This window comes from Phreatobacter stygius, assembly GCF_005144885.1.
In the GTDB taxonomy this organism is placed as follows: Bacteria; Pseudomonadota; Alphaproteobacteria; order Rhizobiales; family Phreatobacteraceae; genus Phreatobacter; species Phreatobacter stygius.
The window spans coordinates 3300332-3323531 of sequence record NZ_CP039690.1 but is presented as its reverse complement, the minus strand read 5'-3'; the positions used below and the strand labels follow the sequence as shown (position 1 = coordinate 3323531).

Annotated in this window: 24 protein-coding genes and 1 pseudogene; 8 read left to right on the top strand and 17 right to left on the bottom strand. The window is 67.1% G+C overall.

All coding sequences use genetic code 11. The annotated features are described in order from the left end of the window. Positions 1–76: 76 nt before the first annotated feature. From E8M01_RS15535 to E8M01_RS15520, 5 genes and pseudogenes are all read right to left on the bottom strand, one after another. Positions 77–973 (bottom strand): 50S ribosomal protein L11 methyltransferase, encoded by an 897-nt coding sequence (locus E8M01_RS15535; RefSeq protein WP_136960939.1) that lies wholly within the window; start codon positions 971–973, stop codon positions 77–79. 56 nt (positions 974–1029) lie between these two features. Next, positions 1030–1326 carry a type II toxin-antitoxin system HicB family antitoxin gene (locus E8M01_RS15530; RefSeq protein WP_136960938.1) on the bottom strand — a complete coding sequence of 99 codons (297 nt, stop codon included), beginning with the start codon at positions 1324–1326 and terminating at the stop codon, positions 1030–1032. A 153-nt stretch (positions 1327–1479) separates the two neighbouring features. Further along, positions 1480–1542: pseudogene (locus tag E8M01_RS35990) on the bottom strand (hypothetical protein); the annotation flags it as partial. A 217-nt stretch (positions 1543–1759) separates the two neighbouring features. Further along, positions 1760–4195, bottom strand: coding sequence for an ATP-dependent helicase (locus E8M01_RS15525; protein ID WP_136960937.1), 2436 nt, complete (start codon positions 4193–4195; stop codon positions 1760–1762). Positions 4196–4336: 141 nt separating this feature from the next. Next, a complete protein-coding gene (locus E8M01_RS15520; RefSeq protein ID WP_425467728.1) occupies positions 4337–4960 on the bottom strand; it encodes a L,D-transpeptidase in 624 nt (207 codons plus the stop codon). Positions 4961–5336: 376 nt separating this feature from the next. Here E8M01_RS15520 and E8M01_RS15515 point away from each other — a divergent pair, with 376 nt between their 5' ends. After that, positions 5337–6311: an Hsp33 family molecular chaperone gene (locus E8M01_RS15515; RefSeq protein ID WP_136960936.1), complete on the top strand. Its 975-nt coding sequence runs from the start codon at positions 5337–5339 to the stop codon at positions 6309–6311. Between the two features lie 31 nt (positions 6312–6342). Here the strand turns inward: E8M01_RS15515 and E8M01_RS15510 are convergent, their stop codons facing one another. From E8M01_RS15510 to E8M01_RS15500, 3 genes are read right to left on the bottom strand one after another with little or no spacing between them, the layout of a single operon-like run. Further along, positions 6343–6777: a PaaI family thioesterase gene (locus tag E8M01_RS15510; protein ID WP_246088815.1), complete on the bottom strand. Its 435-nt coding sequence runs from the start codon at positions 6775–6777 to the stop codon at positions 6343–6345. Between the two features lie 2 nt (positions 6778–6779). Further along, complete coding sequence (locus E8M01_RS15505) at positions 6780–8294, bottom strand: 3-hydroxyacyl-CoA dehydrogenase (RefSeq protein ID WP_136960934.1); 1515 nt, start codon at positions 8292–8294, stop codon at positions 6780–6782. Positions 8295–8297: 3 nt separating this feature from the next. Beyond that, positions 8298–9083 (bottom strand): enoyl-CoA hydratase-related protein, encoded by a 786-nt coding sequence (locus E8M01_RS15500; RefSeq protein ID WP_136960933.1) that lies wholly within the window; start codon positions 9081–9083, stop codon positions 8298–8300. A gap of 238 nt (positions 9084–9321) precedes the next feature. Here E8M01_RS15500 and E8M01_RS15495 point away from each other — a divergent pair, with 238 nt between their 5' ends. After that, on the top strand, positions 9322–10197 hold the full coding sequence (locus E8M01_RS15495; RefSeq protein WP_136960932.1) for a transporter substrate-binding domain-containing protein: 876 nt from the start codon (positions 9322–9324) through the stop codon (positions 10195–10197). Between the two features lie 77 nt (positions 10198–10274). After that, positions 10275–11516: a hypothetical protein gene (locus tag E8M01_RS15490; protein ID WP_136960931.1), complete on the top strand. Its 1242-nt coding sequence runs from the start codon at positions 10275–10277 to the stop codon at positions 11514–11516. A gap of 3 nt (positions 11517–11519) precedes the next feature. Here the strand turns inward: E8M01_RS15490 and E8M01_RS15485 are convergent, their stop codons facing one another. From E8M01_RS15485 to E8M01_RS15460, 6 genes are all read right to left on the bottom strand, one after another. Beyond that, complete coding sequence (locus E8M01_RS15485; RefSeq protein ID WP_136960930.1) at positions 11520–11930, bottom strand: SRPBCC family protein; 411 nt, start codon at positions 11928–11930, stop codon at positions 11520–11522. A gap of 39 nt (positions 11931–11969) precedes the next feature. Beyond that, complete coding sequence (locus tag E8M01_RS15480; RefSeq protein WP_136964659.1) at positions 11970–12332, bottom strand: VOC family protein; 363 nt, start codon at positions 12330–12332, stop codon at positions 11970–11972. Positions 12333–12360: 28 nt separating this feature from the next. Beyond that, the gene (locus E8M01_RS15475; RefSeq protein WP_136960929.1) at positions 12361–13212 is read right to left on the bottom strand and encodes a helix-turn-helix transcriptional regulator; all 852 of its coding nucleotides are present in this window, start codon (positions 13210–13212) and stop codon (positions 12361–12363) included. Between the two features lie 2 nt (positions 13213–13214). After that, positions 13215–13811: a methylated-DNA--[protein]-cysteine S-methyltransferase gene (locus tag E8M01_RS15470; protein ID WP_136960928.1), complete on the bottom strand. Its 597-nt coding sequence runs from the start codon at positions 13809–13811 to the stop codon at positions 13215–13217. A gap of 82 nt (positions 13812–13893) precedes the next feature. Next, complete coding sequence (locus tag E8M01_RS15465) at positions 13894–15150, bottom strand: MFS transporter (RefSeq protein WP_136960927.1); 1257 nt, start codon at positions 15148–15150, stop codon at positions 13894–13896. Between the two features lie 99 nt (positions 15151–15249). Further along, positions 15250–16041 (bottom strand): PhzF family phenazine biosynthesis protein, encoded by a 792-nt coding sequence (locus tag E8M01_RS15460; protein WP_246088748.1) that lies wholly within the window; start codon positions 16039–16041, stop codon positions 15250–15252. A 193-nt stretch (positions 16042–16234) separates the two neighbouring features. Between E8M01_RS15460 and E8M01_RS15455 the strand changes: the two genes are divergently transcribed. Beyond that, positions 16235–17890, top strand: coding sequence for a lysine--tRNA ligase (locus tag E8M01_RS15455; protein ID WP_136960926.1), 1656 nt, complete (start codon positions 16235–16237; stop codon positions 17888–17890). A gap of 10 nt (positions 17891–17900) precedes the next feature. Here E8M01_RS15455 and E8M01_RS15450 read toward each other — a convergent pair whose 3' ends face one another. Beyond that, the gene (locus E8M01_RS15450; protein WP_136960925.1) at positions 17901–18527 is read right to left on the bottom strand and encodes a S24 family peptidase; all 627 of its coding nucleotides are present in this window, start codon (positions 18525–18527) and stop codon (positions 17901–17903) included. 210 nt (positions 18528–18737) lie between these two features. On the opposite strand from E8M01_RS15450, the gene E8M01_RS15445 reads away from it, so the two are divergent. The 3 genes from E8M01_RS15445 to apaG all read left to right on the top strand — a co-directional run bounded on the left by E8M01_RS15445 (position 18738) and on the right by apaG (position 19927). Then, the gene (locus E8M01_RS15445) at positions 18738–19085 is read left to right on the top strand and encodes a DUF952 domain-containing protein (protein ID WP_136960924.1); all 348 of its coding nucleotides are present in this window, start codon (positions 18738–18740) and stop codon (positions 19083–19085) included. Between the two features lie 169 nt (positions 19086–19254). Then, the gene (locus E8M01_RS35060; protein WP_170181910.1) at positions 19255–19419 is read left to right on the top strand and encodes a hypothetical protein; all 165 of its coding nucleotides are present in this window, start codon (positions 19255–19257) and stop codon (positions 19417–19419) included. Positions 19420–19534: 115 nt separating this feature from the next. Further along, entirely contained in the window at positions 19535–19927 is a 393-nt protein-coding gene (apaG, locus tag E8M01_RS15435) for a Co2+/Mg2+ efflux protein ApaG (protein ID WP_136960923.1), read from the top strand. Here the strand turns inward: apaG and E8M01_RS15430 are convergent. Further along, entirely contained in the window at positions 19924–21429 is a 1506-nt protein-coding gene (locus tag E8M01_RS15430; protein WP_342778708.1) for a multidrug effflux MFS transporter, read from the bottom strand. The genes apaG and E8M01_RS15430 overlap by 4 nt on opposite strands. A gap of 20 nt (positions 21430–21449) precedes the next feature. Next, positions 21450–21791, bottom strand: a complete 342-nt coding sequence (locus E8M01_RS15425; RefSeq protein WP_246088747.1) for an ArsR/SmtB family transcription factor — start codon at positions 21789–21791, stop codon at positions 21450–21452. A gap of 127 nt (positions 21792–21918) precedes the next feature. Here E8M01_RS15425 and E8M01_RS15420 point away from each other — a divergent pair, with 127 nt between their 5' ends. Further along, complete coding sequence (locus E8M01_RS15420) at positions 21919–23145, top strand: MFS transporter (RefSeq protein WP_136960922.1); 1227 nt, start codon at positions 21919–21921, stop codon at positions 23143–23145. The last annotated feature ends 55 nt before the right edge of the window (positions 23146–23200 follow it).

The following is a 23200-nucleotide window of genomic DNA, read 5'->3' as shown; positions in this document are numbered from 1 at the left end:
GCGGAGTTGACCATTGGCCTCTCGCCGGAGCAAGCCGGGCCGAGCGGCCCCGGCCGGTCATTTTTGCATCGTCCTGTTACTTCTGCATGGTCAGCGTGACCCAGCCCTCGATCTCCTGGCGCGAGACCAGCCTGAGGCCGCGGGTGCGATAGGCCGAGATCACCATATTGGCGTGGGGCGGAATGATGCCCGACAGCACGACCGTGCCGCCGGGCGCGATCAGGCGGACCAGATCGGTTGCTAGCCCGACCAGCGGACGCGGCAGGATATTGGCGAGCACCAGGTCATAAGGCGCGCCATAACGGAAGCGCGCATCCTTCAACCCGGCGGCATGGATGGCATGGACGTAAGTGCGGGCCTTGTTGAGCACGGCATTGTCGCGCGCCGCGGCGACCGAGACCTGGTCGATGTCGGAGGCGAGCACCGCCACCCGGTGGCGCAAGCCGGCCGCGATCGCCAGCACGCCGGTGCCGGTGCCGACGTCGAGCGGCCGGAAGGCCCGCCGGCGCTTGGCCAGCGCATCGATGGCGCGCAGGCAGCCGAGCGTCGTGCCATGGTGGCCGGTGCCGAAGGCGAGCGCCGCCTCGATCTCGATCGGGATGGCATTGACCGCCACCTGGTCGCGGTCATGGGAGCCGTAAACGGTGAAGCGGCCGGCGACGACGGGTTTGAGACCGTCGAGCGAGGTGCGCACCCAGTCCTTGCTCTCGATGGCATGGAAGGTCAGGCAGGCGGCGACGGCCTCGCCGGCCGCCACCCGCACCAGTTCACGCACATTGGCCTCGTCGGGCTGTTCGCGGAAAAACACCTCGACCAGCCAGATCTTGCCGTCGGGCGCCTCGAAGGCGGCAACCGCCGTTTCGGCCGGGTCGAAGGTCTCCGAGACGATATCGGCGACACGGCGGGCGGCGCGCTCGGAGGTTTCGAGACGCATCAGATGGGTCGGGGAGGTCGGGTGCAGGCCTTCAAGCATGGCGCTTATTAATCGCCCGCGACCGCCATGTCACCTCGGCGGACGATTCTGCCGCCTCACTCCGCTGCGACCCGGTGCGGCACCGGATCAAACGGGATCAAGGCAACGATATATTTCACAACATCATCCGCATGCTCAGGATCGGCCTTGATCTCCGCCAATGAGCGCGGGCTGGGATTGGGCTTTCCGTCGGCCGGAAAATCCTCGAGATAAAGCGCGACCACCTCGCGGGCGTTCAACATGGCCTCCTCAACCGTATCGCCGGCCGAAGTGCAGCCAGGCAAGTCGGGAAACCAGACGCCAACGGCGAATTCGGGCCCTTCATCCTCAACAATCGCGAGATAGTGGATCATGAAACTATGATGCGCCAACGTCAGTCGCCCGACCAGCCGATCTGCTTTTAGATCTTGTCGACCAGCCCTTTGCCGAGGTCCTTGTTCGGATCCGGCACCACCGTCGTCTTGCCGGTTTCCGGGGTCCCGGAACTTCTCATGCGAGCCCTTGCCGCCGATTTGAACCCAACCTTCACGTTCAAGGTGACGGACAATGTCACGACTGCTGCGAAGCATGACCGGGCCTTTCGAATCGGTTGATCCCGGTCAGTACAATATGCGCGGGGGCGGCCAGGTGACCGAATTGGTTGGGCCGCAGCCGCCAAAACCCCAATGTCCCCGATTCTCACAGGCGTGGGAAACAAGCCGATTTGGATTGACACTCGATTTGCATCTGAAGTCAGCGGCCTAACGGACGCTACTCAAGCTTTTCCGCCGGTTATCCAGATAACGATCACGCCGCCTCGACGAAGCTGTCGACCACCTTCTTCTCGCCGGCCTTGTCGAACTGGACGGTGAGCTTGTTGCCGTCGGCCGCGACCACTTCGCCATAACCGAACTTCAAGTGGAACACCCTGTCGCCGACCTTGTGGCGCGAGGGTTCGCCGGTCGATTTGGCGACGAGTTCGCCATCGATGGTGCGGCCGCCGCCGGAGCGTTCGGTCAGCCGGCCCTGGAAGCCGCCGCGGCCCTCCGCGAAGGTCGAGCCGAAGGCCTGGCTGCCGGAACGGCCGGTGAAACGGCCTTGCGCATCGGCCAGCGACTTCTGCGCCTGGGCGCGCTGCCAGCCGGGCGTGGCATAGGTCGAGGAGAAAGCCCCGGCCTTGTCGAACCGGCTCTCGCCGAAGCCGCCGCGGCCCATGCCGCCGTAACCTGACGTGCCAAGGCCTTCGGCAATCGTCACATGGCCTTCCGGCAGTTCGTTGACGAAACGGCTCGGCACCGTCGATTGCCACAGGCCGTGAATGCGCCGGTTGCCGGCGAAATAGATCCTGGCATTGCGGCGCGCGCGGGTGATGCCGACATAGGCGAGCCGGCGTTCTTCCTCGAGGCCGGCGCGGCCGCTCTCGTCGAGCGCGCGCTGATGCGGAAACAGCCCCTCCTCCCAGCCGGGCAGGAAGACAGAGTCGAATTCCAGCCCCTTGGCCGAATGCAGCGTCATGATCGACACGGCATCGTCGCTCTCGCCTTCGCCACGCGCATCGGTGACCAGCGCGATATGTTCGAGGAAGCCGGCGAGGTTTTCGAACTCTTCCATGGAACGGACCAGTTCCTTGAGGTTTTCCAGCCGCCCGGCGGCCTCGGCCGTGCGGTCCTTCTGCCACATCTCGGTATAGCCGCTCTCGTCGAGCACCAGTTCGGCGAGCTCCTGATGCGGCAGCGTGTCGAGCTTGGCGGCCCAGCCGTCGAAGGCGTCGATCAGCGACTTCAGCGCATTGCGCGCCTTGGGCTTGAATTCCTCGGTCTCGACCATGACCCTGGCGGCCTGCATGAGCGGCACGTTCCGGGCGCGGGCATGGTCGTGCAGAAGCTGCAGCGTGGCATCGCCCAGGCCGCGCTTCGGCGTGTTGACGATGCGTTCGAAGGCCAGGTCGTCGGCCGGCTGAGCGACGCAGCGCAGATAGGCGAGCGCATCGCGGATCTCCAGCCGCTCGTAGAAGCGCGGGCCACCGATGACCCGATAGGGCAGGCCAATGGTGATGAAGCGATCTTCGAACTCGCGCATCTGGAACGAGGCCCGCACCAGGATCGCCATCTCGTTCAGGGCGTGGCCCTGGCGCTGCAACTGTTCGATCTCCTCGCCGACCGAACGCGCCTCTTCCTCCGAATCCCAGACCGAGGTCAGTGTCGGCCGCTCGCCGTCTTCGCCGTCGGTGAACAGCGTCTTGCCGAGCCGGCCCTCGTTATGGGCGATCAGATGAGAGGCGGCGGCCAGGATATGGCCAGTCGAGCGGTAATTGCGCTCGAGCCGGATGACGGTGGCGCCGGGAAAATCCTTGTCGAAGCGCAGGATGTTGTCGACTTCGGCACCGCGCCAGCCATAGATCGACTGATCGTCGTCGCCGACGCAGCAGATGTTCTGCGGCCGGCCCTCCTGGCGCTGGGCCAGCAGGCGCAACCACAGATATTGCGCCACGTTGGTGTCCTGATACTCGTCGACCAGGAGGAACTTGAACCGCTGCTGGTAGTGCGCCAGCACATCCGGATTCTCGCGGAACAGCCGGATGACTTCCAGCAGCAGGTCGCCGAAATCGACGGCGTTCAGCACTTTCAGCCGGTCTTGATAGTCCTTGTAGAGCTTGACGCCGAGGCCGTTGGCATAAGCGCCGCCTTCGCCCGCCGGCACCTTGTCCGGCGTGAGCGCCCGGTTCTTCCAGCCATCGATGGCGCCCGCCAGCACCCGCGCCGGCCAGCGCTTCTCGTCGATATTTTCGGCCTGGATCAATTGCCTCAACAGGCGGATCTGGTCGTCGGTATCGAGGATCGAAAAGCCCGGCTTCAGGCCGACCAATTCGGCATGCCGACGCAACATCTTGACGCCGGTTGCGTGAAAGGTGCCGAGCCAGGGCATGCCTTCGACCGCCTCGCCGACCAGGTGGCCAATGCGCTCCTTCATCTCGCGCGCGGCCTTGTTGGTGAAGGTCACCGCCAGGATCTCGCCCGGGAAGGCGCGCCGGCTCGCCAGGATATGGGCGATGCGGGTGGTCAGCACCCGGGTCTTGCCCGTGCCGGCGCCGGCCAGAACCAGCACCGGCCCGTCGATCGTCTCGACGGCGGCACGCTGTTCGGGATTCAGATTGGCGAGATAGCCGATCGCCGCCGCCTCGCCACGCGCGGCCATCGCCCGTTCGGCGAGGCTCGGCTGGCGATGGGTCACGGGGTCGGCCATGGGGCTTGAAGCTTCCGATTCGGTCAGCCCCCAAAATGGGACTTTTGGCGCGGGAATCAAATGCGCCAGGACGAGCGCCTGAAAAAGCAAAGGCCGGCGCTGCCGCCGGCCCTCACCTCGACAGGTCGATCGCAGCCAGGTTCAGCGGGTGACGACCACCCGGGTGCCGACGCGGACGCGGGCGTAGAGATCCATCACGTCCTCGTTGGTCATGCGGAAGCAGCCCGACGACACGGCCGTGCCGATCGTGTGCGGCTCGTTGGACCCGTGGATGCGGTAGAGCGAAGAACCGAGATAGAGCGCCCGGGCGCCGAGCGGGTTCTGCGGGCCGCCGGCCATGAAGCGGGGCAGATCGGGGCGGCGGCGCAGCATCTGCGCCGGCGGACGCCAATCCGGCCACTCGGCTTTGCGGGTGATCGACTTCACGCCGGCCCAGGCGAAGCCCGGGCGGCCGACGCCGACGCCATAGCGAATGGCGGTGCGGCCCGGCTGGACGAGATAAAGCCGGCGCTCCTGGGTGGAAATGATGACCGTGCCCGGCGCATGTCCACCGGCATAAGACACCGTCTCGCGCGGGATGGCGCTGGCGCCGACACGCGGGCCGCCATCGGTGCGCGGCGTCTGGCGCATCGGCTGGCCGGTGGCCGGGTCGATCATGACCTGCTGGGTGTTCTGATTTCCGAAGAACAGAAACTGCGCCTGCGCGGCGGTCGCCGACAGCAGGAGCGTCGCCGTGGTGGCGAGAATTGGCAGAATGCGCCGCATGGATGCACCTTGACCTGTTGAAACAGCGATACCGGCGGAGGCGGCCCGACAAGGCCAGATTGTAAAACACCGCTGACGGTATGAAAGCGGCAAGCTTCGTTGCATTGCAACGGGGCGTCGCGCCTGCCGCCATGGGCAAGGCCATTTTTTCGCCATGACTGTGACCGCGCGGCCACGACTTTTCATCCCGCGCAAACCCGCAAGCCGACTGAATTTTTCTGTTCCGGTCCAGACTCACGGGAACGTGATTGTGGCGGGCTCGCGGCGGGCTGCCGAAGGGCCGCGCCGGGCCTCCCGCGAATCACCTGCGAGCCATGCGCCGGACAGCTGTCAAACCCTCTCGCAATCGGCGCCCGACAGCGCCATATAGCGGCTCATGTCCACTGTCCCCGATCTCACCCACGGCGCCGACGACATTGTCGTGCCCTTTCACGTCGACGAGCTCGACCTGCGCGGCCGCGTGGCGCGCCTTGGCCGCTCCGCGACCACCATCATCGACCGCCACGGCTACCCGCCGGAGGTGTCGCGCCTGCTTGCCGAGGCCACCGCGCTGACCGTGCTGCTCGGCTCGGGCCTCAAATTCGACGGCCGGCTGATCCTGCAGACGCAGACCGACGGCCCGGTCCGCATGCTGGTGGTCGATGTCACCACGCCCGACAAGGTCAGGGCGCTCGCCCGCTTCGATGCTGGCAAGGTTGCCGAGGCGGCCGCAGCCGGCCGCGCCGATCCGGCCAGCCTGCTGGGCAGCGGACAATTGGTGATGACCATCGACCAGGGCGCCGAAACGCAGCGCTACCAAGGTATCGTCTCACTCGACGGCCAGGGACTGGAACAGGCGGCGGACCAATATTTCCGCCAGTCGGAGCAGATCGAGACGCGGGTCAGGCTCGCCGCGGCCGAAGAGCTGGTGCCCGGCGAGAACGGTCCGAGCCGCGCCTGGCGTGCCGGCGGCATGCTGGTCCAGCACGTGCCGAAAGCCGGCAGCGCGATCACCCGCGACCTCGCGCCCGGCGACGCGCCGGACGGCACGCCCCTGCCCGAGCCGGATGAGGCCTGGGCCGAAGCCCGCGCGCTGACCGACACGATCGGCGACGACGAGCTGGTCGACCGCACCGTATCGCCCGAGCGGTTGCTGTTCCGCCTGTTTCACGAACGCGGGGTCCGGGTGTTCGACGCGCAGGGCGTGTCGGACCACTGCACCTGCTCGCGCGACAAGATCGAGAACATCGTGCGCAGCTTCACGCCTCAGGAGCGTCACGACATGGTCGAGCACGGCGCGATCACGGTGACCTGCGAATATTGCTCGACCAGCTACAAATTCGCTCCGGCCGAGTTCGACCCGGCCGAGTGAGCCCTTCATCGGGCGCGGCGGTGGTGCCGCCTCACGGCTTGGGCTTCATCCGCTTGAACGTACCGGTCGCCTCGGCAATCAGCTGCCCCGCCGCATCGACGACTTCGGCACGGGCGAAGATGATGCTTTTGCCGCCGCCGGTGCGCCGGCCGGTCACCGTCAGCTCGCCCTCTTTTGCCGTGCCGAGATAATTGATGGTGAAGGACAAGGTGACGCCGCCCTGCCGCGGCTGGCTCGGATCGGCCGGCGGCGCGCCGAAAGCGGCGTGCCCGGCAACCGAATCGAGCAAGGTGGCGATCAGCCCGCCATGCAGAATGCCGCTTCGGTTCATGAAGTCCTGCCGGATCTCGCAGGTGATCACCGCATGGCCGTCTTCCCAGACCTTGACCTTCCAGCCGATCAGCTTCTGAAAGCCGCTGAGGCGACCGGGGCCGTCGGCCGGTCCGGGATGGGCGCGATCCTCCATCGTCACGGCTCGGGCGTCGCCAGGCTGAGGCCGAGCCCGGCGCGCCGGCGCAGCCAGGGGCTCGCCCGGTAGCGCAGATCGCCCGACAGGCCGTTCAGGGCCGCGAGGATCGCGGCGATACGCTCGGGCCCGACCGCGTCGCCGAGCGCCAGGGGGCCTTGCGGATAGCCGAGGCCGAGCCGCACGGCGTCGTCGATGTCGGCGGGGCTGGCGATGCGCTGCTGGGCCATGTCGGAGGCAATGTTGACGATGGTGGCGACCACCCGCTGGGCAATGAAGCCAGCGGAATCGCGGATGCGGGTGACCGGGGTTCCGTCGGCCGCGAACAGGGCATGGGCGGCTTCGACAAAGCCCGTATCGGCGCCGGGCGCGGCCATGATCACCCGCCGCTTGGCAAGTCCGAACAGCGCGTCGATGGCCACCAGCCGGGTGGCGGGCACCTGCAGTCCCTCGGCCGCGGCGGTCGCGTCATGGCCGAGCGGCGCGACCACGATCAAGGCATCATCCGGCGGCTGCGGACCGCTCGCCACCGGCCAGCCGGCGGCCTGGACTATGGCAACGATCTCGTCACGCCAGGCCGACTCCACCGCCACCACCCAGACCGGCCGCGGATCGGCTCGGGGAATCGCCTGTTCCGGCGGCTTTTCCTGGCCCTCGGGGCCATGGGCATAAAAGCCGTGACCGGCCTTGCGGCCAAGCAGGCCCGCGTCCAGGCGCTGTTTCAGCAGCCAGGACGGCCGGAACCGCGCTTCGCCGTAGAACTGCCGGAACATGCTCTCGCCGACCGGCTGCGACACGTCGAGGCCGGTCAGGTCCAGGAGCTCGAATGGCCCGAGCCGGAAACCGACCTGGTCGCGCAAGGCGCGGTCGACGTCGGCATAGGCGGCGGCACCCTCGCCGACGACGATCTGGAGCGCCTCGGTGCCGAAGCCGCGCCCGGCATGATTGACCACGAAACCGGGCGAATCGATGCAGGCGATGGGACGGTGGCCATATTCTCGGGCGAAGGCTGCGAGCCGGCCGGAAATGCCGGCTGCCGTGCGTGCACCGTCGATCACCTCGACGACTTTCATCAGCGGCACGGGATTGAAGAAATGATAGCCGGCGACCCGTTCGGGGCGGGCGCAGGCGGCCGCGATGGCGGTCACCGACAGCGACGAGGTGTTGGTGGCCAGCACGCAATCGTGGCGCACCACGGTCTCCAGCTCGACGAAGGTCTTCCGCTTGACCTCGAGGTCTTCGACGATCGCCTCGATGACCAGGTCGCAACGCGCGAGATCGGCGATCGAGGCCGCCGGCGTCAGCCTGGCCTTGGCTGCGGCCACGGCCTCGGCGGTCATGCGGCCCTTGGCCGCCAGTCCGTCCCAGGTCGCGCCGAGCTTCTCGACGGCAGCTTTTGCCCCGCCCGGCCGGGCGTCGAACAGCACCACCTCGGCGCCAGCCTGGGCCGCCATCTGAACGATGCCGCCACCCATGGCGCCGACCCCGACGACACCCACTTTCGCAAATTCCGGCATGATTCAACGTCCCTTGAAGTCAGGCGAACGCTTGTCGAGGAAGGCGCCCATGCCCTCCTTCTGGTCCTCGGTCGAGAACAGCAACTGGAAGGCCTTGCGCTCCAGCGCCAGGGCGGCGGCCAGCGGCAGGTCTTCGCCGGTCAGTGCCACGTCCTTGATCTCGGCCAGCGCCACCGGCGGCAGGCCGGCGATCTCGACGGCCAGCGCCTTGGCGCGCTCCATCAGCTCGGCATCCGGCACGACCTCGGTGACCAGCCCGATGCGATCGGCCTCATGCGCGTCGATCACCGCGCCGGTCAGCATGAGTTTCATCGCCTTGAACTTGCCGACCGCGCGGATCAGCCGCTGGGTGCCGCCGGCACCGGGCATGATGCCGATCTTGATCTCCGGCTGGCCGAACCTCGCGCTCTCGGCCGCAATGATGATGTCGGCATGCATGGCGAGCTCGCAGCCGCCGCCAAGGGCAAAGCCGTTGACCGCCGCGATCAGGGGCTTGGGAAACTGGGCGATCACCTGCCACTGCAAATGGGTCCGGCGCGCCATCATGTCGGGTGGCGTGCGGCTCGCCATGTCCTTGATGTCGGCGCCCGCGACGAAGGCCTTGCCGGTGCCGGTCAGGACCACGACACGCACATCCGGGTCGGCGCCGAGCCTTTGAAAGGCCTCGACCAGTGCCGCGCGCGTCTCGGCGTTCAGCGCATTGCGCGCCTCGGGACGATCGATCCTGACCAGCGCCACATGCGGCGCCAGATCCTCGACGATCACGCTCGGCTTGGCGGCCTCGGTCATCTGCGCCCTCCCAGGGCCATCAGGGCATAAGCCCTTGTCACGATAATTCTTTCTGGAGCCCAGCGGGGACACCTGCGGGCGCCCCGCGCATGCCGACTTTTGTTACCCCGCGACGGCGCGAAAGCAACCAGATTTCGACGCGCAGGCCGTATGGTCGGGACGCGGCTCGCGGCAGGCTGCGACTAGGCTATAAGGGAGCCGTTTCGATCAACCGCCCGCATGAGATCCCGTTCGCGCCATGACGCTCCAGGCCGTTCTTGCCCTCGCGATGATCACGGCACTCGCCTGCGGGCCCGCGCGCGCGCAGCAGGCGCCGATTCCGAGCCCGCGTCCGCCGGATGCCGCGCCGCAAGTGATCATCCCGAGCTATTGGGATCCGCGCCGGCGCAGCGAGCGGGTCGACATGACGCGCGTGCCGCAAATCCGCTTCCTGACCGAAGACGATTATCCGCCATTCAATTTCGCCGGGCCCGAAGGCCAGCCGATCGGCTTCAATGTCGACCTCGCCCGGGCGCTCTGCGAAGAACTGAAAGTGCCCTGCACGATCCAGGTCCGGCGCTGGGACACACTTTTGGAAAGCCTCGACCGCAATGGCGGCGATGCCATCATCGCAGCCCAGGCGATCACCCCGGAGATCCGCCGGCGCTACGAGGTGTCCGACCGCTATCTGGAGACGCCGGCCCGCTTCGTCATGCGCCGGGACACCGCACTCGCCGACGCGACCCCCGAAGCGCTTGCCGGCCGCTCCATCGCGGTTGTCACCGGCACGGCCCATGAGGCCTATGTCCAGGCCTTCTTCCGCGGTTCGGCGATCCGCCGCTATCCGACGCTTGTCGAGGCGCGCAAGGCGCTGAGCGGCCGCGACGTCGATGTCTTGTTCGGCGATGGCGTCAGCCATGCCTTCTGGCTGAACGGCCAGGCATCGGCCGACTGCTGCCGCTTCCTCGGCCAGGCCTTCACCGAGAACCGCTATTTCGGCGAGGGCCTCGCCGTCGTCATGCGGCGCGGCAACGATCCGCTCAGGATCGCCATCAACCATGCGCTGCAGCGGCTCTGGGAAAAGGGCATCTATACCGACCTCTATCTGAAGGCCTTTCCGGTCGGGATCTACTAGAGCGCCCTGCCGTGTGCGACCGACGTGGTTCCGCCACAGAGTTCGGGCTTCGTCCGCGCCGACCGAGGAGCGATGTCATGATCAGAACTCTGTTCGCCGGACTGCTGGCGCTCACCGCCTGGGCCTTCGAGACGGGCGCCCGGGCGCAGGACGCCGGCGCCGGCGATCTACTCAGGCGGCATGCCAGCGCCGGCACCCTGGCCCAGGGCGAGGCCGAACTGACAGGCCGGACCCAGGACACCCAGACGGTGGCGGCGCTTGGCATGGTCAAGTTCGCGCGGGCCGTCGAAACCCTTGGCCAGGGGCTCCATCGCCACGGCCTGCGACCACCGCGCAGCGGCAGCATTCCGATCCTGCGCCTGCCGGTGCCGGAAAATGCCAATCCGGAGCCGCTGACCTATGACAAGCTCCGGGCGATCTATGTCCGGTTTCTCGCCGACCTCACCGCGGCCGAAGCCGTGCTGGCGCGCCTGCCCGATGGATCGGTGCGTCTGCCGCTCGATCTCAACGCGATCCGCCTCGACCTGAACGGCGACGGCCAGGCCTCGGCGGACGAGGCTCTCGGCCGGATCATCGCGCGCGTCGGCATGATCGGCCAGTCGCGCGCCGAACCGGACAGCCCGCCCTGGGAGGTCGGCTTCGACCGTGCCGACATGATCTGGCTGCGCGGTTATTCCAGGCTCTTGTCGGCCTTCCTCGAATTCGCGCTCGCCTATGACTGGCACGAGACCTATGACGGCGCCGCCCATCTGTTGTTTCAGGGGGCGGCCGATCCGTCGGGGCCGCGCGCCGCGCCGGAGCCGCTGCGCGACCCGATCATCGGCGGCGATGCCGGACAGCTGGGCGATCTCATCGCGCTGGTCCATCTGGTTCGCTGGCCGCTGGCCGAACCGGAGCGCCTGGTGAAAGCCCGCGATCATCTGAAAGCGGTGATCGCGCTCAGCCGGCAAAGCTGGAAGGAGGTGCTGGCGGAGACCGACGACGACCAGGAATGGCTGCCGGGCCCGAAACAGCGCAACACCGCCTTTCCGGGCCTGGAAGTGACCCAGGAACGGCTCGACGGCTGGCAGGCGGCGCTGACCGAATTCGAGGCGGTGCTGGACGGCAAATTGCTGCTGCCGCACTGGCGCTACCGGCAAGGCATCGATTTCCGTGCCTTTTTCGAACAGCCCAGGCCTTTCGACCTGGTGCTCTGGGGCACCGGCCACGCCGCCCTGCCCTACCTGAAGGATGGTCCGCAGATCACACGGCAGAGCTGGGCGCAGTGGCAGCGCGTGTTCTCCGGCCAGTTCCTGACCTACGCGATCTGGTTCAACTGAGGCTCAGGCGGCCTGGCGGGCGCTCTGCTCCAGCGTCCGTTTCATGACCACCATGCCCTCGGCCATGATGGCGCCGATCGGCGGCGCCAGCTCATGCGGCAGGATATCGGTGATCCAGACGAGCCGGCTGGCGCCGCTGTCCTCGGCGAAGACCTGCAGCGAGCCGTTGTGATGGGTCGCCCGACCTTCGATCGCCGCCCAGGCGAGACGGCGCGCCTGATCGTCGACATCGACGATCAGCTCGCGCAGCATCAGGCCGCTGGCGAAGGTGACCACCCTCAGATCGCCCTCCAGCGTCGTGCCGGTGACAAAGCCCGGCGCCAGCCTGGTGTGAACCTGGCCATAGTCGCGGACCGCCGCCCAGACATGGTCCGGGCCGGCTTCAATCAGAATATCCCTGCGGATCGACGCCATGGCGCGACCTCCCGTGCTCCAGAGGTTTCGGACAAGCGGCTATTTCGTGCAGACCGCTTCGACATTGTTGCCGTCGGGGTCGATCAGGAAGGCTGCGTAATAGGTCGGGCCATAATCGGCGCGGATGCCGGGCGCGCCATTGTCCTTGGCCCCGGCCTTCAGCCCGGCGGCATGGAAGCCGTCGACCGCGGCACGGCTCGGCGCCCGGAAGGCGATGTGGCAACCGGAGCCGGTCCGGTTCTTTTCCGGATGCAGCCAGAAGGCCGGCGCGTCAGCCGGTCCGAAACCGGCATAGGTTTCCTCACGCGGCCCGGCGACGTGACCGAGCGGCGACAGCACGGCGTCGTAGAAACGGACGCTCGCGTCCATATCGCCAACCCGCAAACCGAAATGATCGTACATGGACATGGTGTCCTCCTGGAGTAGGAGGTCAGGCTAGGGCGAAGGCCCCCAGGCGTTCTTGGAATATCTTGCGATCGCCCTTCGCCGCCTTGCGGAATCCGCCCGGCGAGACGCCAGCGGCCCGATGGAAGGTGCGGACGAAATTCGACAGGTCGCCGAAGCCGACATCATAGGCGATATCGGTGATCGAGCGTTCGTCATCGGCCAGCAGCCGTGCCGCGTGGCGCAGCCGCGACTGGACGAGATATTGATGCGGCGTCACGCCGAGCGTCCGGGTGAACAGCCGGAGGAAATGAAACGGGCTGAGGCCGGCCTGGCTTGCGGCATCCTCGAGCCCGATCGGGCGGTGCGAATAGGTGTCGATCCAGAACGCCGCCTCGACCGCGCGACGGCGGTCGCGTTCCACGGCCGTGGCCGGCTTGCGTTTGTGGCCGGAAGCGACATCGATGAAACGGGCGGCGAGCAGATGGCCGACTTCGTCGACACCGACATCGCTGCGGCCATCGGCGGCGGCCTGACCGAGCTCGCCAATGACGGTCAGCGCGGGCAGGGGCGGCAGGACGCCGATGCGCCAGAGATCGGCGCGCGGGCCGATCGCGTCGACCAGTTCGGCCGAAGGCTGAAACGACAGGCATTCGTCGCCACAGACGTGATGGTCATGGCGGCAGACATATTCGTCGCCGGGATGGCCGACAAAGATCGAGCCGGCCACCAGGTCGAACGACTGGCCGCGGCTCGCCACGGCGAAACTGCCGCGGCGGACATAGGACAGCGAGAACCGGTCATGAACCTCGGTGAACGGCCGGTCGTCGGGACCCGCGGTGCAGCGGTAGTCCATCACGAACATCGAAGCGCAATCACAGAGCGTCATGGCCGTCATGGTCAGCCGCTCCGCGATTTCTGGCGCGGCGGGGCCGCGAAGCCGAAGGCGCTGTCGCCGTCGAACAGGGTCGGCTCGGCGCTGGTCCGCGCGCGCTCGATGGTCAGCAGGCGGAACTTGGTCTCGACGCCGCCATTGGCCGAGAAGCCGCCGGTCTTGCCGCCGGCCGCCAAGACGCGATGACAGGGAATGATGATCGGGAACGGGTTCTTGCCGAGCGCCTGGCCAACCGCCTGGGAGGCTCCCGGCTCGCCGATGCGCTTGGCGACCTCGCCATAGGTCAAGGTTTCGCCGGGCAGGATGGCGCGGGCGACCTGATAGACCTTCTGGTGGAAATCCGGCACGCCCGCCATGTCGAGCTGGATGGCATGAAGGTCTCGTGGCTCGCCGGCGATCAGCGCGACGATCTCGGCAATCGCCCGGCTGACGGCCGGTGGCGGCGGCGCTTCACGTGCGTCCGGAAAGCGCCGGGCAAGCCGTGCGCGCGATCGCGCGGCATCACCCTCGGGCAGTTGCGCGCCGATAATCCCGGCCTCGCCCCAGGCAATGGCGCAGAGGCCGATGGCGGTCTCGAACAGTGTGTAGCCAGGCTCTGTCATGACTGCTCCGATCATAGCACCGGCGTCGCGGGCCGCACTTGGAAAATCTTGCTCCGGGCCAGCCCGGATCACACGGGCTGAATCACATGGGCTGACGCCTGCGGCCGATCAAGAAGGTTGCGATCGCCAGCCCCTGCACGACGGCGGCCGCTGCGAAGAACAGCGGCGCGGCACCCGGCGTCGTCTGGGTCAGGTCGCGGATCAGGCCGAAGGCCGCCGGCGCGAAGGCATAGCTCGCCTGGGCGATGGCGACGATCAGCGCGACCACCCGTGGCACGTCCTCGCGGGTGAACTCGACCTGGGCGATGAGCGGCGGCAGCGAGGTGGCATTGCCGATGCCGGAGCCGAACAGGGCAACGCCGAGGAGCAGCAGGGCGACATTCTCACCCGCCGCCAGGATGAACACGACGGAACCGACGATCTGCACGGCATAGGCGAGGCAGCCGACCAGCCGGCGGTCGGCATCGGCGGGCATCAGCCAGCCGACCAGCGTGCGGCCGGCAATGGCGCAAATGGTGGCAAAACCCATGGCAAGGCCGGCATATTGGGCGCCGAGCGCCGGCACCAGCAGCGAGAACAGATGGGCGATCAGGCCAATCTGGGCGAACAGGCCGAGCGCCATGCCGGCCGCCAGCGTGATGAAGCCGAGGTCGCGCCAGAGCGCCGAGCCGGGCAGCGGCCGGGCTTGCGCCGCGACGGCCGAGGCAGGCCTTGCGCCGGCGGTGTCGCCGTCCGGTTCGACCCCCAGGCTCTCGGGCGTATGACGGAACACCACATCGGCCAGAACCCACATGACCACCACCGTGACCAGGCCGATCAACGCGGCGGCGGTCGGAAAGCCGAGGCTGGAAATGGCCATGACCCAGAGCGGCGAAAACAGCACGCCGCCAATGCTCGCGCCGTTATAGGCCATGGACAGCGCGGCCGGCCGCGAGCGCACGAACCAGGGCGAGACGATGGCGTTGACGGCGGCAGCGCCCATCGCCACCCAGCCGCCGCCGCTCAGCACGGTCGCGGCCATCAACTGCCAAGGCTCGGCCGCGACCGCCCAGCCGAAGACGCCAAGTCCCAGGGCGAGTGCGCCGGCCTTGGTCACCGACGGCACGCCAAAGCGCCGATAGAGCGCCGGCAGGTTGGCGACCACCACCGCGCCAACCAGGAAATGGGTGGTGACGGCGACCGAGACCAGGGTCAGCGGCCAGCCGCGGGCCTCGCGCACGGCATGCAGGAAGACCGGCGGCCCATAGAAGCCGAGACCCCAGCCGAAGACCGCCAGGACGAAGGCGCCGCCGACCACGCGCCAACCGAAAAATGGAGCCTGAACGGCCTGAGCGGTCATGTGAAATCCCCCGATGACGATGCCCGACAGTGCCGGTTTGGCGCGGCCGATGCTTCGGTGCGCGCCGAAATGTCGTTCCCGTCAGGGCCAGCCTTGTCGTCAGTCCGGCAAATGGATCGTGGCGGTCATGAAGGTCACCGCCTGGCCGGTCAGCAGCACGCGGTCGCCGGCCAGCTCGCACAGGAGATGGCCGCCGCGTTTCGAGCATTGCAGGGCTGAAAGCCGGGTCTTTCCAAGCTTGCCGGCCCAATAGGGCACCAGCGTCGCGTGGATCGAACCGGTCACCGGATCTTCGGGAATGCCTTCGGCCGGCACGAAATAACGCGACACGAAATCATGCGTTTCCGCCTTGGCCGTGATCACCAGTCCGGGCGGAACCAGCGTCGCGATCGTCATCAGATCCGGCACGAAAGCGCGCAGGGCCGCCTCGTCCTCAAGCTCGACGAACAGGTTCTCGAAATTGCGAAAGGTCGCCCGCCGCCGGTCGCCGAAGATCGCGGTGAGTGCCGTCGGCTCGTCGCCGATCGGCTCGGGCGGCAGGCAGGGCAGGTCCATCACATAGGCGCCGTCCTGGCGCGCCACGCGCAATTCGCCGACCCTGGTGGCAAAGGCGAAATCGCCCGGGATGTTCAGCTCGGTCGCCAGCACATGGGCGGTCGCGAGCGTCGCGTGGCCGCAAAAATTCACCTCCGTCGTCGGCGTGAACCAGCGCAGGTCCCAGCCCTTGCCGCTTGGCCGCGCGAAGGCCGTCTCGGCAAGGTTGTTCTCCTCGGCGATCGCCTGCATCGTCTCGACCGCCAGCCAGTCGTCGAGGACCAGCACGGCGGCCGGGTTGCCGGCGAAAATGCGCGAGGCAAAGGCGTCCACCTGGTACATCGTGTAAGCCGGCATCGGAAAACCTTCCTGTCGAAAGCGACGGTTCGACGAACTATCCCGGCGGTCGCGACGCTTTGGAAACGCCAATTTGTGATCCGCCTGACCAAGGATTGAAATCGGTCAAGGGCTCGCTTTCATTGACGCCCCGGTCTGCTTGGCCCTATTGCATCGCACCCTGATCCCGCCCGACCTGTCCGGAAACCTGCCCATGCCCGCCGCCGCGCTGACGCTCACGCCCGCCTTGTTGGAGGCCGCCAAGGTCTCGACCGCCTGGCCGTTCGAGGAAGCGAAAAAGCTGGTCGCCCGGCTCGCCAGGACGCCGAAGGTCGGCCCGGTGGTGTTCGAGACCGGTTACGGCCCCTCGGGCCTGCCGCATATCGGCACCTTCGGCGAAGTGGCGCGCACGACCATGGTGCGCACGGCTTTCCGCGTCCTGACCGAAGACAAGGTCCCGACCCGGCTGATCGCCTTTTCCGACGATCTCGACGGCCTGCGCAAGGTGCCGGACAATGTGCCGAACAAGGAGCTCCTGACCCAGCATCTCGGCCGGTCGCTGACCGCGGTGCCCGATCCCTTCGGCACCCATGCCTCGTTCGGCGAGCACAACAATGCCCGCCTGATGGGCTTCCTCGACCAGTTCGGCTTCGATTACGAATTCGTCTCGTCGACGCAGATGTACCGCTCCGGCGCTTTCGACCAGACCTTGCTGGTCGCGCTCGAGCGCTTCGACGCGATCCAGGCGATCATGCTGCCGACGCTCGGCGAGGAGCGCCGCGCCACCTATTCGCCGTTCCTGCCGATCCATCCGGAATCCGGCGTGGTCATGCAGGTGCCGATCGAGGAGCGCCATGTCGGCAAGGGCACGATCGTCTGGCGCGATCCCGTTTCGGGCACCCGCTATGAGACGCCGGTCACCGGCGGCCATGCCAAGCTGCAATGGAAGCCCGACTGGGCCATGCGCTGGACCGCGCTCGGCATCGATTATGAAATGGCCGGCAAGGACCTGATCGATTCCGTCACGCAGTCGAGCAAGATCTGCCGGGCGCTCGGCGGCACGCCGCCGGAGGGCTTCAACTACGAACTGTTCCTCGACGAGAACGGCCAGAAGATCTCCAAGTCCAAGGGCAATGGCCTGACCATCGAGGATTGGCTCGCCTATGCCTCGCCGGAGAGCCTGTCGCTGTTCATGTATCAGCAGCCGAAGAGCGCCAAGCGGCTGTTCTTCGACGTCATTCCGCGCAATGCCGACGACTATCTGACCTTTGTCGAGAAATACCCGGCGCAGGACGACAAGACGCGCCTGTTGAACCCGGCCTGGCACATCCACTCCGGCAATCCGCCCAGGGTCGACGTGCCGATCTCGTTCTCCATGCTGATGAACCTGGTTTCGGTGTCGAACGCCCACGAGCCGCAGGTGCTGTGGGGCTTCATCCGCCGCTATGCGCCGGATGCGAGCCCCGAGAAGAACCCGAAGCTCGACGAGCTCGCTGGTTATGCCGTGCGCTATTTCCACGACTTCGTGAAGCCAACCAAGGTCTACAAGGAGGCCGACGCGGTCGAACGCGGGGCGCTGCAGGCCCTGTCGGCCGCGCTCGCCGCACTGCCGGTCGACGTCAGCCCGGAGGATGTCCAGGCAACGGCCTATGATGTCGGCCGGGCCATCCCGCGTTACCAGGACCTCAAGGCCAAGGGCGCGACGCCGGAAAAGCCCGGCGTGTCGTCGGAATGGTTCGCGACCATCTACAAGGTGCTGCTCGGCCAGGAGCGCGGCCCGCGCTTCGGCTCGTTCGCCGTGCTCTACGGCATAACCGAGACGCGCGCGCTGATCGCCAAGGCGCTGGCCGGCGAATTCGTCAAAGGCTGAGCCATCCGGCCTACTGGCTGACCCACATGATGCGGGCCATCCAGGCGATATCGGCGACCGCGAAAACGCGGTCGGGGTGGTCGGTGTTCAGCGACGCGAGCTCGATCGTCTTGTTGGTCTGGCGCTTCAGTTCCTTGGCCATGATCTCGCCGTCGCGGGTCTGCACCACGACCCGGTCGCCGCGCCGGACGGCCGCCGAGGGCGAGACCACGATGCGGTCGCCGTCGCGATAGGCCGGCAACATCGAATCGCCCTGGATTTCCAGGGCAAAGACCACCTCTTCGCCGATCTCGGGAAAGCTGACCTCGTCCCAGCCCTGGCCGGCGGGAAAGCCGTTGGCGTCGAAAAAGCCGCCGGCGCCGGCCTGGGCAAGGCCGAGGATCGGCAGCACCCTGGTGCGCATCGTCGAGCGGCCGACAAGACTGACGAAGTCGCCGAAAACGGTATTGGTCGCATTCAGCACCTTGGCGATCGATTCGGTCGATGGCCAGCGCTCGCGGCCGTCGTTCATCACCCGTTTCGACCTGTTGAAGGTGGTCGCGTCGAGACCGGCACGCTTGGCCAGGCCCGATGGGCTGAGACCATGGCTCTCGGCAAGTTTGTCGATCGCAGCCCAGATATCGGCATGCGAGAACATCTGCTTCTCCCGCTCGCTCGCCCGGCCGAACGCCGATGCGATCATCATCACCCAAAAGGAAGACCGTCCGTCAATAGGACTGTTCACCTGGGGGTCGTCAATGGAGCGAGATCAGATTCGCCATGCGCCAAACTCCTGGTCTTTGCCCTTGCCCTCGTCGCAGAAGCACGCCAGGAGCAGCGTCGATCCCTGTCGCCGGAGCTCCGCACGATGACCATGACCATCTACAAGATCGCGCAGCGCGCTGCCTGGGACGAAGCCCGCGCAGCCGGCCGCTTCGCCGGCGCGCCGGTCGACCTGGCGGACGGCTATATCCATTTCTCCACCGCCGGGCAGGTTGCCGAGACCGCGGCCAAACACTTTGCCGGGCAGGACGACCTGGTGCTCGCCGCCATCGACGCGGGCGCACTCGGACCGGCGCTGAAATGGGAGGCGTCGCGCGGCGGCGCCCTGTTCCCCCATCTTTATGCCGAACTTGCCATGACCGCGGTCAGATGGACCAAGCCGCTGCTGCTCGGGCCGGACGGGCAGCATCAATTCCCGCCGCTCGAGCCCTGACCGCGCGCGGCGAGATAACCAAAAGGCAATCCGGGCCGCGCCTGAGATGAGGCAAATCGCCGCGAACCCCCAGGCCCGGAGCGGGAACATCGAGAGCAACAGGGCCATGGCGACAAAGACCACGATGGTCTCGGCGCCCTCGGCCAGGCCCCGGAGATAGTGCAACGACTTGTCCGCCGCGGCGCCGAGCGGCAAGGCCGAGGACAAGACCGGCAAACGTCACCTGGTCGGCGCCGACGCCCAGGCGAACCAGCACCGCGGCGGCGGCGTCAAGGGCAGGATCGGTCAGGCGGCGCAACCGGCGATCGATCGTGCCGGCGTCCATGGCCGTTGACAGCGCGGCCTCGCTCCGCACACTTGGCCCCGCCCGGTCCTCTCACGCGGGCGACAGCCCATGTGAGAAAACCGGGTTGGGGCCAAGGCCCCCCGCACAGCCGTCGAGGGCTCCCATGTATCGCGCGCTCACGCGTGGCATCCAGATCACGGTCACGCCCCAGTACCTGCCCGAACGGTCGTCGCCGGAGGATAGCCGCTATTTCTGGGCCTACCGAATAGAGATCCTCAACCTGTCGGCGGACCGCGTGCAGTTGCGCACGCGCTATTGGCACATCACCGACGAGACCGGCCAGGTCCAGGAGGTCCGCGGCTCGGGCGTGGTCGGCGAGCAGCCGGTGCTCGAGCCGGGCGGGGCCTTTGAATATACGTCGGGCTGCCCGCTCAACACGCCGACCGGCATCATGGTCGGCCACTATGTCATGGTGACCGACCGGGAAGAGAGTTTTCAGGCCGAGATCCCGGCCTTCTCGCTCGACAGCCCGAATGCCAGGCGGACGATGAACTAGCGCGTCGCCTCGACCACCGGTGCCTGGTGCGGCTGGAACAGGCGGCCGCGTTCGGCGATCAGCACCATGGCCAGCCCGATGACGCCGCAGACGGCAAATCCGAGCGTGTTGGGGACCGACGTGCCGTCGAAATGCTGGCCGATGAAGAAGCCGAGAAGCGCACCGCCGACGGTTGTGACGAAGCCCTGAACCGAGGAGGCCGTGCCGGCCACATGGCCGAGCGGATCCATCGCCATGGCGCCGAAATTGGACGCGACCAGACCGAAGCAGAACATCGTGCAGGCTTGCATCACGGCGAAGATCCAGAGCGTCTCGGTGATCGTCATCGCGATTGTCGCATGGATCACGGTGATCGCGATGAAGGCGAGCAGCGCGGCGTGCGACACGCGGCGCATGCCGAGACGTTCGACGATGCGCGAATTGAGAAAGGACGCGAGCCCCATGAAGGCCGCGATGAGCGCGAAGATCAGCGTGAACAGCTGCGGCGCCTTGAAGACATCGACGAACAGCTGCTGGGCGGTGTTGATGAAGCCGAACAGGCCGCCCAGGATGAAGGTCATGGCCAGCATGTAGCCGACCGCGAGACGGTTGGTGACAGTCTGGGCAAAGGCATGGGCGATCGGCCCGAGCGCGATCATCACCCGGTCTTCGGGATGCAAGGTCTCCGGCAGGCGCCAGGCCGCCCAGGCCAGGACGGCGATGCCGAACAGCGCGAGGACGGCGAAAATCCAGCGCCAGATGCCGAACAGGACAATGACCTGGCCAATCGACGGGGCCAGGATCGGCACGGTCAGGAAGACGATGAAGGTCAGTGACATGACCCGCGCCATCTGACGCCCGGAATAGCAGTCACGGACGATTGAGACCGCGAGAACACGCGTGCCGGCGGCGCCGACGCCCTGCAGCACGCGCGCGATCATCATGGTGTCGAAGGTGTCGGCGAATGTCGCCATCAGGCTTGCCGCGACATAGATGCCCAGCCCGGTGAGCAGCACGATCCGGCGGCCGAACCGGTCGGCGAGCGTGCCATAGACGATCTGCGCCGCGCCGAAACCGAGCAGATAGGAGGTGATGATCCATTGCCGCCCATTCGGCGAGGCGATGCCGAGGGCGTCGCCAATCTCCGGCAGCGCCGGCAGCATGGCATCGATGGCGAGCGCATTGGTCGCCATCAGCGCGGCCATGAGCCCGACAAATTGCACGAAGCTCAGGCCGGCATGACGGCTCGGATCCTGGGGATTGGACGCTGACATGATGGGAAACGCCTGCATGGCCGGCGCGGAGGCCCGGCCAGCGAAAGGTGTGCGAGATTGTGTCGAGGCCGGCAGGAATACAAAAAAGCGGTGCCACTTCGCCAGCCGGCTTTGCGCGGGGCTGATGGCAGAATTAGGGAGATCGCGAGTGGCGGGTGGCGCGTGGGGATGATGTCGGCAGCGCCGTGAATCACCCCTCGCCTCAGTGACGGAAATGCGCAGGCCCTGTGTCTTGAGCGCAGGCGCCACTCGCTACTCGCCATTCGCCCCTAGTCACAGTCCATGTCGATGGCGGGCAGCGACGACCGGCTGCGCCGGGCGGCATCCAGGACGGCATCGAGCAGGCCCGGAAAGCGCCGGTCGAGATCGTCGCGGCGCAGGCGGATGAAGCGCGAAGTGCCCTGCAGCCTGACGCGGGTAATGCCGGCATCGCGCAGCCGGGTGAAGTGATAGGTCAGGTTCGACGGCGTGCCGAGTTCCTGGAAGCTGCCGCAACGCGCCTCCAGTTCCTCGTTGTCGGCAAGGCTCAGGCAGATCGCCAGGCGCGTCGGCTCGCTCAGCGCCGCAAACACCGTTGCGGCATCGATCGCGTCGATATCGGGGTGAGGCACGGTCTTGATCATCCGCCAGATGTAGCGACGGAGCGGCTCGCCTGCAATCTTCAATGATCATTGAAATTCAGTTGACATTGGCTCCGATCTTCGTAATTTCAATAATTATTGAATTAATGATGACGATATGTCCCAGCTCGTCTGGCTTGCTCTCGGCGCCTTCGCGATCGGCACCGAAGGTTTCATGATCGCAGGCATCCTGCCGGCCATCTCGACCGATCTCGGCACGACGGTCGAACGAAGCGGACATCTGGTCACCGCCTTCGCCGCCGCCTATGCGATCAGTTCACCGATCCTGTCCTCGCTGCTCGCCGAGGTCGCCCGCAAAAGGCTGCTGCTTGCAGCTCTCGCCGTTTTCGCCGTCGGCAATCTGGCGGCGGCCGCCACCTCGAGCCTGCCGGTGCTGATGGCCGCCCGGATCGCTATCGGCATCTCGGCCGGTGTCTTCATGCCGACGGCGAACGCGGTCGCGATCAGCCTCGTCGGCCCGGAACGGCGCGGACGCGCCATCGCGGTCGTCACCGGGGGCCTGACGCTCGCCACCGCGCTCGGCGTGCCCCTGGGCACCCTGGTGGCGGCGCTCGGCAACTGGCGGCTCGCCTTCGTCATGGTCGGCGGGCTCGCCGTCCTCGGCATCATCGGCCTCGCTTTCGGCCTGCCCCGGGAGCTGCCGCTCGGCTCCAGCACACTGGCGGAGCGACTGGCGGTGGCACGTCAGCCGCGGGTGCTGCTGGCGCTCGCCTCGACGCTGATGTGGATCACCGGCGCCATGACCATCTACACCTATATCGCTCCGTTCCTGGCGGCGCATGCCGGCATCACAGGTGCGGTTCTCAGCGTGGCGCTGGTGATCTTCGGCGTCGGCGCGGCGATCGGCAACGGCATTGGCGGCCGGATCTCCGACCGTTTCGGTCCGATGCGCACCGTCGGGTTGGCGGTGGCCGGCCTGCTGGCGATTTTTCTGGTGACATCGATCATCGCTCTGACGGTTCCGGCCGGTCCGGTCGCGGCGGCGATCTTTTTCGTCCTGATCGCGCTCTGGGGCGCCATCGGCTGGGGCGGCTATCCCGCCCAGTCGGCGCGCCTCGTTGGCCTCGCGCCGCAGGCGGCCATGGTCACGCTGTCGCTGAACGCTTCGGCGCTCTATCTCGGCATCGCGCTCGGCGCGGCACTCGGCTCGCTGGTGATCAGCTACGGCTCGCTGCCGATGCTCGGTGTCGCGGCCGCTCTGTGTGAGGCCACGGCGCTGGCGTTCATCGTGCTGGCGATGCGCATGGCCAGGAACGACCACCAGCCCGCCGCGGACGACCGCGCCGCGCCGCCCGCCCCGGCGGCGCCAAGACGCGCGGCCTGAGGCATGCCGGATCGGCCGGCGCGCGTCACGCCGCGCGCGCATGCCGCGTTCGGAC

Coding starts and splice junctions, on each gene's coding strand:
- E8M01_RS15535 (WP_136960939.1), bottom strand. CDS start 973: ATGCTTGAAGGCCTGCACCCGACCTCCCCGACCCATCTGATGCGTCTC.
- E8M01_RS15530 (WP_136960938.1), bottom strand. CDS start 1,326: ATGATCCACTATCTCGCGATTGTTGAGGATGAAGGGCCCGAATTCGCC.
- E8M01_RS15525 (WP_136960937.1), bottom strand. CDS start 4,195: ATGGCCGACCCCGTGACCCATCGCCAGCCGAGCCTCGCCGAACGGGCG.
- E8M01_RS15520 (WP_425467728.1), bottom strand. CDS start 4,960: ATGCGGCGCATTCTGCCAATTCTCGCCACCACGGCGACGCTCCTGCTG.
- E8M01_RS15515 (WP_136960936.1), top strand. CDS start 5,337: ATGTCCACTGTCCCCGATCTCACCCACGGCGCCGACGACATTGTCGTG.
- E8M01_RS15510 (WP_246088815.1), bottom strand. CDS start 6,777: ATGGAGGATCGCGCCCATCCCGGACCGGCCGACGGCCCCGGTCGCCTC.
- E8M01_RS15505 (WP_136960934.1), bottom strand. CDS start 8,294: ATGCCGGAATTTGCGAAAGTGGGTGTCGTCGGGGTCGGCGCCATGGGT.
- E8M01_RS15500 (WP_136960933.1), bottom strand. CDS start 9,083: ATGACCGAGGCCGCCAAGCCGAGCGTGATCGTCGAGGATCTGGCGCCG.
- E8M01_RS15495 (WP_136960932.1), top strand. CDS start 9,322: ATGACGCTCCAGGCCGTTCTTGCCCTCGCGATGATCACGGCACTCGCC.
- E8M01_RS15490 (WP_136960931.1), top strand. CDS start 10,275: ATGATCAGAACTCTGTTCGCCGGACTGCTGGCGCTCACCGCCTGGGCC.
- E8M01_RS15485 (WP_136960930.1), bottom strand. CDS start 11,930: ATGGCGTCGATCCGCAGGGATATTCTGATTGAAGCCGGCCCGGACCAT.
- E8M01_RS15480 (WP_136964659.1), bottom strand. CDS start 12,332: ATGTACGATCATTTCGGTTTGCGGGTTGGCGATATGGACGCGAGCGTC.
- E8M01_RS15475 (WP_136960929.1), bottom strand. CDS start 13,212: ATGACGGCCATGACGCTCTGTGATTGCGCTTCGATGTTCGTGATGGAC.
- E8M01_RS15470 (WP_136960928.1), bottom strand. CDS start 13,811: ATGACAGAGCCTGGCTACACACTGTTCGAGACCGCCATCGGCCTCTGC.
- E8M01_RS15465 (WP_136960927.1), bottom strand. CDS start 15,150: ATGACCGCTCAGGCCGTTCAGGCTCCATTTTTCGGTTGGCGCGTGGTC.
- E8M01_RS15460 (WP_246088748.1), bottom strand. CDS start 16,041: ATGCCGGCTTACACGATGTACCAGGTGGACGCCTTTGCCTCGCGCATT.
- E8M01_RS15455 (WP_136960926.1), top strand. CDS start 16,235: ATGCCCGCCGCCGCGCTGACGCTCACGCCCGCCTTGTTGGAGGCCGCC.
- E8M01_RS15450 (WP_136960925.1), bottom strand. CDS start 18,527: ATGTTCTCGCATGCCGATATCTGGGCTGCGATCGACAAACTTGCCGAG.
- E8M01_RS15445 (WP_136960924.1), top strand. CDS start 18,738: ATGACCATGACCATCTACAAGATCGCGCAGCGCGCTGCCTGGGACGAA.
- apaG (WP_136960923.1), top strand. CDS start 19,535: ATGTATCGCGCGCTCACGCGTGGCATCCAGATCACGGTCACGCCCCAG.
- E8M01_RS15420 (WP_136960922.1), top strand. CDS start 21,919: ATGTCCCAGCTCGTCTGGCTTGCTCTCGGCGCCTTCGCGATCGGCACC.